Origin of the sequence: Variovorax sp. PBL-E5 (assembly GCF_901827185.1) — a bacterium.
GTDB lineage: Bacteria > Pseudomonadota > Gammaproteobacteria > Burkholderiales > Burkholderiaceae_C > Variovorax.
In genome coordinates, this window is the sequence record NZ_LR594671.1 from 5,278,655 (window position 1) to 5,291,601 (window position 12,947).

Sequence of the window (12,947 nt, forward strand, 5' to 3'; positions counted from 1 at the left end):
GCGGCGCGGTGTTTTATGTGCGCGTCAATATTTGCGCCTGTCCTGAAGGAAGAAATCGAGATGGAAATTACTGCGAACGGCCGATGGAACTGCGAGCGCAGCGGTGAGGGCGAAATGAACGGCGCGGAGAGTCTGGTCAAAACGCTGTTGGCCTGCGGCGTGGACACCTGCTTCGCCAACCCTGGGACGAGCGAGATGCAGTTCGTTGCCGCACTCGATCAAATCCCTGGGATGCGTTGCGTTCTCGGTTTGTTTGAAGGCGTCGTCACGGGTGCCGCCGACGGCTACGGTCGAATGGCTGGCAAGCCTGCAGCCACGTTGCTGCACTGCGGTCCGGGCCTGGCAAACGGGCTGGCCAACCTGCATAACGCGCGCCGCGCGCAAACACCCGTGGTGAATATCGTTGGAGATCAGGCCACGCATCACCGCCCGCTGGATGCGCCCCTCACCACCGATACCGAAGGCTGGGCACGTCCCGTTTCGACGTGGGTCCGAACCGCCACGAAAGCGGGGTTGGTGGGCGCCGATGCGGCCCGCGCCGTGGCTGCTGCGTGCGCTGCTCCCGGCGGTGTGGCCAGCTTGATTCTGCCCTCCGATGTCTGCTGGGAATCGGGTGGAGACGTGGCGATGCCTATCGCGAATACGCCGGCGCCCAAGGTCTCACCCCATGCGATCCAACAGGCCGCGCGCATGCTGCGCTCGCAGCGGCCCACGCTGATCGTGTTGACTGGCGCGGCGGTAGGTGAAGCGGCGCTGGCCACGGCGCACCGCATCTCTGCTGCCACTGGTGGCCGCCTTGTCATGGAGCGCACCAATGGGCGAGTGGCGAGAGGGCGCGGCCGCTTTGGCGTTGATCGCATGCCATATTCCGGCGACCAAGCTCGATCAGAGATGGCTGGAATCTGCAACGTCATATTGGTCGGGGCCTCGACGCCAGTGACCTTCTTCGCCTATCCAGGGCAGTCGCCGCGTCCGTATCCAATGGATGCCGACGTACATACGCTCGCCCGTCCGGAGCAAGATCTCTCTGATGCGCTGGAGCGCCTGGCGGACGAGTTGGACGCGCCGGCCGTGAGCGTGCCGTATTCGAACTCGTCTCACGAGTTGCCCAGGGGCGCGGTGACTCCTGCTGCCGTGGCGCAGATGCTGACGGTGCTGTTGCCCGAGCAGGCCATCGTTGTCGACGAAAGTGTGAGCTTCGGTCGCGCCTTCTACCCTGCTACCGAGAACGCCGCGCCACACGACTGGCTGCCCCTCACCGGGGGAGCGATCGGTGGCGGGCTTCCGCTCGCTACTGGCGCCGCGGTAGCCGCGCCAGGCCGCCGAGTGGTGGCGCTGCAGGCAGACGGCTCCGGCATGTATACGCTGCAATCGCTCTGGACCATGGCACGCGAGAAGCTTGATGTCACAGTGGTGGTCCTGGCCAACAGGAAGTACGCCATCTTGCTGGGTGAGCTTGCCGGCGTCGGTGCCAATGCGGGGAAGACAGCGCTTGACATGCTCGACATCGGAAATCCGAATCTCAATTGGGTGCAACTGGCCCATGGCATGGGGGTGGAAGCTTCCCGCGCCGAGGATATGGAGCAGTTGGCGGAGTTGTTCCGGATGGCAAACGCGCGGCCAGGGCCGTTTCTGATTGAATTGCTGATATGAAGGCGCCGTGCATCAAAGCTTGCAGCAAGGTGCTTGGGGTAGAGCGATCCTGCACTCTTGCCAAACCGGCGGGCATTTATGTGTGAACAGGCCCTCGTCAAGCCGGCACAGCCAGCGTGCGCAGCCACGCATCGATCAGCGCCAGGCTGTAGCGGCTCGCGACCGCGGCGACGAAACGCGTGAAGTCCGCATGCGCCGCGTCGTCGGCGCGGTCCGAGATGGTCCGCACCGCGGCGAAGGGCACGCCGTAGTCGTGGCACACTTGGGCGACGGCCGCGCCTTCCATCTCGACCGCCAGCGCGTCGGGCAGGTCACGGCGCAGCGCAGCGCTCTCGGCGGCGGTCGACACGAAGCGGTCGCCGCTCACCAGCAGCCCGCGATGGAGCTTCGGCGCGGCAAGGCCGAACTCGTCGACCACCGTCTGGCCGAGCAGCGCCGCGGGCTTGCGCAGCAGCGTGGCCGTCACGGCCGCGAGCGCATCGCTGATCGCGGTGTCGGTCGCGAAGCGCGCGTGGCCCGTCAGCGGCACTTCGTATTTCGGGAAGATCGGCGAGGCATCGAGGTCGTGCTGCAGCAGCCGGGTGGCCACCACCACGTCGCCCACCGCCACATTCGGCGCAAGCCCGCCGGCGACGCCGGTGAACACGATCGCGCGCGCGCGAAAGCGCTCCAGCAGCACCGTGGCGGTGGTGGCCGCGGCGACCTTGCCGATGCGCGAGAGCACCGCGACCACCGGCTGCCCGTGCAGGTGGCCGAGCCAGAACTCGCGGCCTGCCACGCGGACGCGGTGCTCGTCGGGCATCGCGGCGAGCAATGCCGCCAGTTCTTCGTGCATCGCCGCAACGATCGCGATCGGATTCATCTCACCGTGCCTTCCATCACTGCTCGCATCCGTCACTGTCTTCTTCGCGGGCCGCCGCGGATCCGGCTTCGCCGGGCCGCAGGCGGCGCCCCCGGCAGGGGGTGCCCGAGCCACACGAAGTGGGCGAGGCTGGGGGGTTACTTGATGTCTACGCCATAGAAGGTGTGGCGCCCGAACGGGCTCAGCTTGAAGTCGACCACTTCCTTGCGCACCGGCTTGAGCTGCACCGCATGGGCGATCGTGAACCACGGCGCCTGCTCCTTGAAGATCACCTGGGCCTTCTTGTAGAGGGCTTCGCGCTCGGATTGCTTGGACACGTTCTTGGCCTTCACCACGAGGTCTTCGTAGGGCTGGTAGCAGAACTTCGCGACGTTGCTGCCGTTCGATTGCGCCGAGGCGCAGCCCAGCAGCGTGTAGAGGAAGTTGTCCGGGTCGCCGTTGTCGCCGGTCCAGCCCAGCATGCCCATCTGGTGCTCGCCGGCCTGCATGCGCTTGCGGTATTCGCCCCATTCGAAGGTCTTGATCTCGGCCTTGACGCCGATCTTCGCGAGGTCGGCCTGCATCAGCTCGGCGATGCGCTTGGCATTCGGGTTGTAGGGCCGCTGCACCGGCATTGCCCACAGGTCGGTGGTGAAGCCGTCGGCAAGGCCGGCCTGCGCGAGCAGTTTCTTCGCGGCCTCGGGATCGTAGGGATCGTCCTTGACCGCATCGTTGTACGACCACATGGTCGGCGGGATCGGGTTCTTGGCCGCGACGCCGGTGCTGAGGTAGACGCCGTCGATGATGGCCTTCTTGTTGATCGCCATGTTGATGGCCTTGCGCACGCGCACGTCGTCGAAGGGCTTCTTGGTCGTGTTGTAGGCCAGGTAGCCGACGTTGAGGCCGGGCTGTTCGAGCACCTGCACGTTGGGGTCCTTGCGGATGGCGTCGAGGTCGGCCGGATTGGGGTATGGCATCACCTGGCATTCGTTCTTCTGCAGCTTGGCCCAGCGCACCGAGGCGTCGGGCGTGATGGCGAAGATCAGGTCGTCGATCTTGGCCTTGCCGCCCCAGTACTGCGGGAAGGCCTTGAAGCGCACGATCGCGTCCTTCTGGTACTGCACGAGGTAGAACGGGCCGGTGCCGATCGGGTCCTGGTCGATCTTCTCGGGCGTGCCGGCCTTGAGCATCGCGATCGCGTATTCCTTCGACTGGATGCCGGCATAGGGCATCGCGAGGTTGGCGAGGAAGGGCGCCTCGGGCTTGTTCAGCACGAAGCGCACCGTGTAGTCGTCGAGGCGGTCGATGGACTTCAGGAGCTTGGGCATGCCCATGTCGTTGAAGTACGAGTGGTTGGTGCTCGTGACCTTGTAGTACGGGTCGCTCTCCTTCCACTGCCGCTCCATCATGAAGATCACGTCGTCGGCATTGAAGTCGCGCGTCGGCTTGAAGCTCTTCGAGGTGTTGTGCCACTTCACGCCGTGGCGCAGCTTGAAGGTGTACTCCAGGCCGTCGGGCGAGATGGTCCAGCTCTCGGCCAGGCCCGGCACGACCTTGGTGCCGCCGCGCTCGAATTCGACCAGGCCGTTGTAGACCTGCGTGGTGACGTCGAAGGACGTGCCGGTGGTGTTGACCGCCGCATAGAAGTTCTCGGGACTGCCCTCGGAGCAGAAGACCAGCGTCTTGGCGGAGGCGGCGCCGCAGGCCAATGCGAGTGCAGCCAATGCGGCCAGGGCCGTGGCGCGCGGGCGCGCGGGGCGCGAGGAGAGGGAAGCTTGTTGCATGTCGGTCGACTCCTTCAGGGTTGTGGCCGCGCGGACGCGGGCGGGGCTTCGAGAAACTGTTCGGCATGGTGGCAGGCGACCTGCCGCGCATCGAGCAGGCGCGCGAGCGGCCGTTCGATGCGGCAGCGCTCGGTGGCATGCGCGCAGCGCGTGTTGAACACGCAGCCGGGCGGCGGCGCCAGCGGCGAGGGCAGCTCGCCCTTCAGCACGATGCGCCCGGTCGTCAGACCCGGCGTCGAGGCCAGCAGCGCCTGCGTGTAGGGATGCAGCGGCCGCGCGAAGATCTGCGCCTTGGGCCCCTGCTCGACCGCATGGCCGAGGTACATCACCAGCACCTCGTGCGCGATGTGGCGCACCACGCCGAGGTCGTGCGAGATGAAGAGATAGGCCAGGCCGAGCTCGGCCTGCAGATCGGCCAGCAGGTTCAGCACCTGCGCCTGGATCGACACGTCGAGCGCCGACACCGGCTCGTCGGCCACCACCAGCTTGGGGCTGAGCATCAGCGCGCGCGCGATCGCGATGCGCTGTCGCTGGCCGCCCGAGAACATGTGCGGATAGCGGTTGGCGTACTCGGGCCGCAGGCCGACGCGCGCCAGCATGTCGCGCACGCGGCGCGTGCGCTCGGCCTTGTCGAAGGGCATGTGGATGGCCAGCGGCGCGGCCAGGATGTCGCCGACCTTCTTGCGCGGATTGAGCGAGCCGTACGGGTTCTGGAACACCAGCTGCACGGTGCGGCGCAACTGCTGGCGCTGGCCGGTGTTCATGGTGGCGACGTCGATGCCGTCGAGCGCGAAGCGGCCGGCCGTGGGCGCCTCGATCAGCGCGACCATGCGCGCCAGCGTCGATTTGCCGCAGCCGGATTCGCCGACCACCGCCAGCGTCCGGCCGGCTTCCAGCGCGAAGGACACGCCGCCCACCGCCTGCAGCCGTGCGGGCTCGCGCAGGAAGCCGCGGCGGATGCTGTAGACGCGCTGGAGTTCGTGCGCCTCGGCCACGACCGCGCGCGGGCGCTCGGCGGCGGCGGGGGTGGCCACGACGGCGATGTCCGTCATGCGTCGCGCTCCATCGCGTTGTCCAGCGCCATGGCCGCGTCGCGCTGCGGATCGCCGAGCGGATAGTGGCAACGCACCGCGCCGCCCTGCCACTCGCGCAGCTCGGGCCGCACGGCGCGCGAGTGCGCGGTGGCGTAGGCGCAGCGCGGCGCGAACAGGCAGCCGCCGGGTCGGTCGTGCACGCCCGGCACCATGCCGGGGATGGTGGCCAGCCGGCCTTCGGCCGCGCGCTCGGGCAGCGCGGCCAGCAAGGCCTCGGTGTAGGGATGCTGGGGCGCCGCGAACAGGCGGTCGACGCGCTGCTGCTCCACCACCTGGCCCGCATACATCACGACCACGCGCTGCGCCATCTCGCTGACCACGCCCATGTTGTGCGTGATCAGCACCAGGCCCATGTCGCGCTCCTTCTGCAGGCTGCGCAGCAGGTCGAGGATCTGGGCCTGGATCGTGACGTCGAGCGCGGTGGTCGGCTCGTCGGCGATCAGGAGGCGCGGATTGCAGGCGATCGCCATCGCGATCATCACGCGCTGGTTCATGCCGCCGGACAGCTGGTGCGGATAGCTGCCCAGGCGCGAGGACGCGGCCGGGATGCCGACCTGTTCGAGCAGCTCGGTGGCACGCATCCTCGCCTCGCGCTTGCCGAGATGCAGATGCAGGCGCAGCGTTTCCATCAGCTGCCAGCCGATGGTGAAGCAGGGGTTGAGGCTGGTGGTCGGCTCCTGGAAGATCATCGCCACGTCCTTGCCGATCAGCCCGCGCCGCGCCGTGTCGGAAATGCCGAGCAGGTCGTGGCCGCCGAAGCGCAGGTGCGCCGCGCGCACGCGGCCGGGCCAGCCGATCAGGCCCATCAGCGCCATCATCGTGACGCTCTTGCCCGAGCCCGATTCGCCGACGATGCCGAGTACCTCGCCCTGCTCCAGGCGCAGGCTCACGCCGTCGACGGCGTGCAGCGTGCCGCCTTGCGTGGGGAACTCCACGTGGAGATCGCGGATGTCGAGAAGGCTCATCGCTTGAGCTTCGGATCGAGGGCATCGCGCAAGCCGTCGCCCAGCAGGTTGAACGCGAGCACCGCGGCCAGGATCGCCAGCCCCGGAAAGGTCACGACCCACCAGGCGCGCAGCACGAACTCGCGCGCGTCGGCCAGCATGGTGCCCCATTCGGGCGACGGCGGCTGCGCGCCAAGGCCGAGAAAGCCGAGCGCCGCGGCATCGAGGATGGCGGTCGAGACGCCCAGCGAGGCCTGGACGATCAGCGGTGCGGCGCAGTTGGGCAGCACCTCGCTGAACATCAGGCGCAAGGTGCCGGCGCCGCTGACGCGCGCGGCGGTGACGTAGTCGCGCGCGATCTCGCCGATGACCGCCGCGCGCGTGATGCGCACGTAATGCGGCAGCACCACGATCGCGACCGCGAGCATCGCGTTGATCAGGCCCGGCCCGAGGATGGCGACGATCACGATCGCCAGCAGCAGGCTCGGCAGCGTGAGGACGACGTCCATCAGCCGCATGATCGCGATCTCGAGCACACCGCGCGCGAAGCCGGCGATCAGGCCCAGCGCGATGCCGACCACCACCGAGATCGCCACCACCGCGACGCCGATCGACAGCGACAGCCGCGCGCCGTACATCAGGCGCGAGGCGATGTCGCGGCCGATCGCGTCGGTGCCCAGCAGGTGCGCGACCGAGCCGCCCTTCTGCCAGGCCGGCGGCAGCAGGAAGGCCGTGCTGTCGGTGGTGTTGGGCGTATGCGGCGCGATCCACGGCGCCAGCAGCGCAATGAGGAACAGCGCCACGATCACGCCGAGCCCGATCACCGCACCGCGATTGGCCGAGAACGAGGTCCAGAACTCGCGCCACGGCCCGGGCGGCGCGCTGCTGGCCTCGACGATCTTCGAAGGGGTGGCGATGCTGTTCATCGGGCCTGCCGGATGCGCGGGTTGATGAAGCCGTAAGCGAGATCGACACCGACGTTGACCAGCATCACGATGCCGCCGAGCAGCAGCATGCCGCCCTGCAGCACCGGGTAGTCGCGCCGGCCGATGGCCTCGATCAGCCACTTGCCGACACCGGGCCACGAGAAGATGGTCTCGGTCAGGATCGCGCCGGTGAAGAGCACGCCGACCTGCAGCCCGATCACGGTGATCACCGGGATCATCGCGTTGCGCAGCGCGTGCACCGCGACCACGCGCAGCGGCGCGAGGCCCTTGGCGCGCGCGGTGCGGATGTAGTCCTCGCCCAGCACCTCGAGCATGGCCGAGCGCGTCATGCGCGCGATCACTGCCAGCGTGTTGGTGCCGAGCACGATGGCCGGCAGCACGATGTGCGAAGCCGCCGACAGGAAGGCGCCCTTGTCGCCCGAGAGCAGCGAGTCGATCAGCAGGAAGCCGGTCACCGGCTCGATGTAGTACTCGACCGCGATGCGGCCCGAGACCGGCGTCCACCCCAGCTGCACCGAGAACAGCAGGATCAGCAGCAGCCCCCACCAGAAGATCGGCATCGAGTAGCCGGTGAGCGAGACCGCCATCACGCCGTGGTCGAACACCGAGTTGCGCTTGACCGCCGCGAGGATGCCGGCCGGGATGCCGACCAGCAGCGCGAACCCGATCGCGCACAGCGCCAGCTCGACCGTGGCCGGGAACAGCGCCTTGAACTCGTTCATCACCGGCTCCTGCGTGATGACCGACTTGCCGAGGTCGCCGTGCAGCACGCGGCCGATGTAGATGCCGTACTGCGTGAGCACCGGCTTGTCCAGGCCGTAGTCCTTGAGCAGCTGCGCATGGCGCACCGGGTCGATGCCGCGCTCGCCGGCCAGCGTTTCGATCGGATCGCCGGGCACCAGCCGGATCAGGAAGAACGCGAGCAGCGTCATGCCGATGAAGGTCGGCACGAGCAGGCTGGCGCGGGTCAGGATGAAGCGGAGCATCGGGCCTCAATATGCAAGACCGATGCCGAGGCCGGTCCCCGGCCGAACCCTTACTACTTCCTGTTGTTGTCGCGCAGTTCGCGGCGCAGGATCTTGCCGACCGGCGTCTTCGGCAGGTCGGTGCGGAACTCGATCACGCGCGGCTGCTTGTAGCCGGTGAGGTTCGCGCGGCAGAACTCGCGCACCTGGGCTTCGGTGAGCGCGGGGTCCTTCTTGACGATCACCAGCTTCACCGCCTCGCCGGTCTTCTCGTCGGGGATGCCGACGGCGGCGCATTCGAGCACGCCGGGGATCTGGGCCACCACATCCTCGATCTCGTTCGGGTAGACGTTGAAGCCCGAGACCAGGATCATGTCCTTCTTGCGGTCGACGATCTTGAAGTAGCCGCGCTCATCGACCACGCCGATGTCGCCGGACTTGAAGTAGCCGTCGGCCGTCATGACCTTGGCGGTCTCGTCGGGGCGCTGCCAGTAGCCGGCCATCACCTGCGGGCCCTTGATGGCGATCTCGCCGGGCTGGCCGGTCGGCACCTCATGGCCGTCGTCGTCGAGCAGCGTGATCCAGGTGCTGGGCAGCGGCACGCCGATGGTGCCGGTGTAGGCGGTGCTGGTGGTCGGGTTGCAGGTGGCCGAAGGCGAGGTCTCGGACAGGCCGTAGCCCTCGCAGATCGGGCAGCCCGTCTTCTCGAGCCAGAGCTTGGCCACCGCGCCCTGCACCGCCATGCCGCCGCCGACCGAGACCTTGAGGTTCTTCCAGTTGACGGTGCCGAAATCGGGATGGTTCGCGAGGCCGTTGAACAGCGTGTTGACCGCCGGGAAGCTGTGGAAGGTGTGCTGCGAGAGTTCCTTCAGCACGGCCGCGAGGTCGCGCGGATTGGGGATCAGGATCAGCTTGCCGCCGGTGCGCATGGTGAGCATCATGCCCACGGTGAATGCGAAGATGTGATAGAGCGGCAGCGCACAGACGCTGGTCGGCTGCTCGCCGGCCGGCACCTTCTGCATGACCGGCTCGTTCCAGGCCTCGGACTGCAGCACGTTGGCGATCACGTTGCGGTGCAGCAGCACCGCGCCCTTCGAGACGCCGGTCGTGCCGCCGGTGTACTGCAGCACCGCGACATCGTCGGGCCCGACCGCGGGCGGCTGCAGCGTGCGGGCCGCGCCCTTTTCGAGCGCGTGGTTGAAGCGCAGCGCGCCCGGCAGGCTGAAGGCCGGCACCAGCTTCTTGACGTGGCGCACCACGTAGTTGACCAGCGTGCCCTTCAGGAGGCCGAGGCGGTCGCCCATCGAGGCCAGCACCACGTGCTTGACCGGCGTCGCCTCGATGCACTGCTGCAGCGTGACGCCGAAGTTCTCCATGATCACGATCGCCTTGGCGCCCGAGTCCTTGAGCTGATGCTCCAGCTCGCGCGGCGTGTAGAGCGGGTTGACGTTGACCAGGATCAGCCCGGCGCGCAGGATGCCGGCCACCGCGATCGGGTACTGCGGGCAGTTGGGCATCATCACCGCGACCCGGTCGCCCTTGGCGAGGCCGAGGCCCTGCAGGCAGGCGCCGAAGGCCCGGCTCAGCTTGTCGATTTCGCCGTAGCGCAGGTCACGGCCCATGAAGCTGTAGGCGACGCGGTCGGCGTACTTGGAGAAGCTCTCCTCCATGAGCGCGACCAGCGACGCATAGCGCGACGCATCGATGTCCGCCGGCACGCCGGGCGGATAGCTGCCGAGCCAGGGGCGCGCCTGCATCACTCGATCGCCTTGCCCATGTCCTCGACCACCTTCTTGGCATCGCCGAACACCATCATGGTCTTGTCCATGTAGAAGAGTTCGTTGTCCAGCCCCGCATAGCCCGCGGCCATGGAGCGCTTGTTCACGATCACCGTCTTGGCCTTGTACGCCTCCAGGATCGGCATGCCGTAGATCGGGCTGCCCTTCACGTGCGCGGCCGGGTTCACCACGTCGTTGGCCCCCAGGATGATCGCCACGTCCACCTGGCCGAACTCGCCGTTGATGTCTTCCATCTCGAAGACCTGGTCGTAAGGGACCTCGGCCTCGGCCAGCAGCACGTTCATGTGCCCCGGCATGCGACCGGCCACCGGATGGATCGCGTACTTGACCGTGATGCCCTTGTCGGTGAGCTTCTGGGCCAGTTCCTTCACCGCATGCTGCGCTCTCGCGACCGCGAGCCCATAGCCCGGCACGATCACCACCGTCTCCGCATTGCCGAGAACGAAGGCCGCATCGTCGGCGCTGCCGCTCTTGACGGGACGCTGCTCCTTGGCGCCGGTCGAGGCCGTGGCCGCTTCGCCGCCGAAGCCGCCCAGGATCACGTTGAAGAAAGACCGGTTCATGGCCTTGCACATGATGTAGCTCAGGATCGCACCCGAGCTGCCCACCAGACTGCCCGCCACGATCAGCATCGCGTTGTTCAGGCTGAAGCCGATGCCCGCGGCCGCCCAGCCCGAGTAGCTGTTGAGCATCGAGACGACCACCGGCATGTCGGCGCCGCCGATCGGGATGATGATCAGCACGCCCATCACGAAGGCCAGGATCAGCATGGCGAAGAAGGCGCCCCAGCTCTCGGTGGCGACGAAGACCAGGCCGAGCGCGATGGTCAGCAGGCCCAGCACGAGGTTGAGCAGATGCTGCCCCTTGAACTGGACCGGCGCACCCTGGAACAGGCGGAACTTGTACTTGCCCGAGAGCTTGCCGAAGGCGATGACGGAGCCGCTGAAGGTGATGGCGCCGATGGCCGCCCCCAGGAACAGCTCCAGCCGGTTGCCGCCGGGGATCGCATAGCGCAGGAAGCCGTCGATGACCACGGCGCCGTCGGGCGTGGGCACGCCGACGCTGGCGGCCACGGGCAGCGGGGTGATGGCGAAGGCCCAGGGCTCGGCGACGGCGGCCACGGCGATGAAGACGGCTGCGAGGCCGATCATGCTGTGGAAGAAGGCCACCAGCTCGGGCATCTGGGTCATCTCGACGGTCTTGGCGCGCCAGGCGCCGTAGCCGCCGCCCACCACCAGGCCCAAGAGCACCCAGGCCATGCCGGCGAGCCGGCCACCGGCCAGCTGCACGATCAGGGCGGCCGTGGTCAGGATGGCGATGGTCATGCCGACCATGCCGAAGAGGTTGCCGCGGATCGATGTCGTGGGATGGCTCAGCCCCTTCAGAGCCTGGATGAAGCAGACGCTCGCAATGAGGTACAGCAGCGTGACGACGTTCATGCTCATGGCGCGGACTCCTTGCCCGCGGCCGGCGCCTTGCGTTCCTTCTTCTTGAACATCTCCAGCATGCGCCGGGTGACCAGGAAGCCGCCGAAGACATTGACCGCGGCCAGCGCCACGGCCAGCACGCCCATGGTCTTGCCAAGGCCGGTTTCGGTGAGGGCAGCGGCCAGCATGGCGCCGACGATGACGATGGCCGAGATGGCGTTGGTGACGGCCATCAGCGGGGTGTGCAGGGCCGGGGTGACGGTCCAGACGACGTGGTAGCCCACGTAGATGGCCAGCACGAAGATGATCAGGTTGATGACGGTGTGGGAGACGGGGTCCATGGCTGTTCCTTGGTCACTTCCGGGTCACTTGGCCGTCCTGCGCCATGCGGCAGGCGGCGACGATGTCGTCTTCGAGGTCGATCTTCAGGCCGCCGTCCTTGGGCAGGATGAGCTTGAGGAAGTCGAGGACGTTGCGCGCGTAGAGGGCGGAGGCGTCGGCGGCGACCATGGCGGCGAGGTTGGTCTCGCCGACGATGGTGATGCCGTGCTTGACCACCGTCTTGTCGGCTTCGGACAGCGGGCAGTTGCCGCCCACGCCGTCGGGGCCCTTGCCGGCGGCGATGTCGACGATGACCGATCCGGGCTTCATGGACTTGACCATGTCCTCGGTGACGAGGGTGGGCGCGGCGCGCCCGGGGATGAGGGCGGTGCTGATGACGATGTCGGCCAGGGCCACGCGCTTGGCGACTTCGACCTGCTGGCGCGCCAGCCAGCTGGCGGGCATGGGCTTGGCGTAGCCGCCGACGCCGACGGCGGCTTCCTTCTCTTCGTCGGTGTCGTAGGAGACTTCGATGAACTTGCCGCCGAGGGACTCGATCTGTTCCTTGACGCTGGGGCGCACGTCGCTGGCTTCGATCACTGCCCCAAGGCGCTTGGCGGTGGCAATCGCCTGCAGGCCGGCGACGCCGACGCCCAGGATGACGACGCGGGCGGCCTTCACCGTGCCGGCCGCTGTCATGAGCATGGGGAAGAAGCGCTGGTAGTGGTGCGCCGCGAGGATGACGGCCTTGTAGCCGGCGATGTTGGCCTGCGATGAGAGCACGTCCATGCTCTGCGCGCGGGTGGTGCGCGGGGCGGCTTCGAGGGCGAAGGCGCTCAGGCCCGCCGAGGCCAGGCGTTGCAGGCCGGGCGCATCGAAGGGGTTGAGCATGCCCACGAGCACGGCGCCGCGCTTCATGGCCCGGAGTTCGGCCTCCGAGGGGCTGCGCACCTTGAGCACGACGTCGCAGCCGAGCGCGCCTGCCGCATCGGTGATCTGCGCACCGGCCGCTTCGTAGGCCGCATCGGTCAGGCTCGCAGCCACGCCGGCGCCGCCCTGCACGCGCAGCGCATGGCCTTGCGCCACCAGCTTCTTCACCGTCTCCGCCGTGGCGGCGACGCGGGTTTCTCCTGGCCAAGTCTCGCTCGGCACGCCTATCAGCATGGGATTCT

Annotated in this window: 11 protein-coding genes; 1 reads left to right on the forward strand and 10 read right to left on the reverse strand. The window is 67.8% G+C overall.

What is annotated here, in order from left to right:
• Positions 1-114 precede the first annotated feature (114 nt).
• Positions 115-1,653, forward strand: a complete 1,539-nt coding sequence (locus WDLP6_RS25705) for an acetolactate synthase large subunit (RefSeq protein ID WP_162595258.1) — start codon at positions 115-117, stop codon at positions 1,651-1,653.
• Between the two features lie 97 nt (positions 1,654-1,750).
• On the opposite strand, the gene WDLP6_RS25710 is transcribed toward WDLP6_RS25705, so the two are convergent.
• The 10 genes from WDLP6_RS25710 to WDLP6_RS25755 form a co-directional block, all read right to left on the reverse strand.
• The gene (locus WDLP6_RS25710; RefSeq protein WP_162594638.1) at positions 1,751-2,515 is read right to left on the reverse strand and encodes a 5'-methylthioadenosine/adenosylhomocysteine nucleosidase; all 765 of its coding nucleotides are present in this window, start codon (positions 2,513-2,515) and stop codon (positions 1,751-1,753) included.
• Between the two features lie 137 nt (positions 2,516-2,652).
• Complete coding sequence (locus WDLP6_RS25715) at positions 2,653-4,278, reverse strand: ABC transporter substrate-binding protein (RefSeq protein WP_162594639.1); 1,626 nt, start codon at positions 4,276-4,278, stop codon at positions 2,653-2,655.
• 14 nt (positions 4,279-4,292) lie between these two features.
• The gene (locus tag WDLP6_RS25720; protein WP_162594640.1) at positions 4,293-5,330 is read right to left on the reverse strand and encodes a dipeptide ABC transporter ATP-binding protein; all 1,038 of its coding nucleotides are present in this window, start codon (positions 5,328-5,330) and stop codon (positions 4,293-4,295) included.
• Positions 5,327-6,337: an ABC transporter ATP-binding protein gene (locus tag WDLP6_RS25725; RefSeq protein ID WP_162569964.1), complete on the reverse strand. Its 1,011-nt coding sequence runs from the start codon at positions 6,335-6,337 to the stop codon at positions 5,327-5,329. The genes WDLP6_RS25720 and WDLP6_RS25725 overlap by 4 nt, the downstream gene beginning before the upstream one ends.
• On the reverse strand, positions 6,334-7,242 hold the full coding sequence (locus WDLP6_RS25730) for an ABC transporter permease subunit (RefSeq protein WP_162569965.1): 909 nt from the start codon (positions 7,240-7,242) through the stop codon (positions 6,334-6,336). The genes WDLP6_RS25725 and WDLP6_RS25730 overlap by 4 nt, the downstream gene beginning before the upstream one ends.
• Complete coding sequence (locus WDLP6_RS25735) at positions 7,239-8,249, reverse strand: ABC transporter permease subunit (RefSeq protein WP_162569966.1); 1,011 nt, start codon at positions 8,247-8,249, stop codon at positions 7,239-7,241. Before WDLP6_RS25735 ends, WDLP6_RS25730 begins: the two co-directional genes overlap by 4 nt.
• 53 nt (positions 8,250-8,302) lie before the next feature.
• Positions 8,303-9,985 carry a long-chain-fatty-acid--CoA ligase gene (locus tag WDLP6_RS25740; protein WP_162594641.1) on the reverse strand — a complete coding sequence of 561 codons (1,683 nt, stop codon included), beginning with the start codon at positions 9,983-9,985 and terminating at the stop codon, positions 8,303-8,305.
• Complete coding sequence (locus tag WDLP6_RS25745) at positions 9,985-11,472, reverse strand: NAD(P)(+) transhydrogenase (Re/Si-specific) subunit beta (protein ID WP_162594642.1); 1,488 nt, start codon at positions 11,470-11,472, stop codon at positions 9,985-9,987. The genes WDLP6_RS25740 and WDLP6_RS25745 overlap by 1 nt, the downstream gene beginning before the upstream one ends.
• Entirely contained in the window at positions 11,469-11,795 is a 327-nt protein-coding gene (locus WDLP6_RS25750; RefSeq protein WP_162594643.1) for an NAD(P) transhydrogenase subunit alpha, read from the reverse strand. The genes WDLP6_RS25745 and WDLP6_RS25750 overlap by 4 nt, the downstream gene beginning before the upstream one ends.
• 13 nt (positions 11,796-11,808) lie before the next feature.
• A complete protein-coding gene (locus WDLP6_RS25755; RefSeq protein WP_162594644.1) occupies positions 11,809-12,939 on the reverse strand; it encodes a Re/Si-specific NAD(P)(+) transhydrogenase subunit alpha in 1,131 nt (376 codons plus the stop codon).
• Between the last annotated feature and the right edge of the window lie 8 nt (positions 12,940-12,947).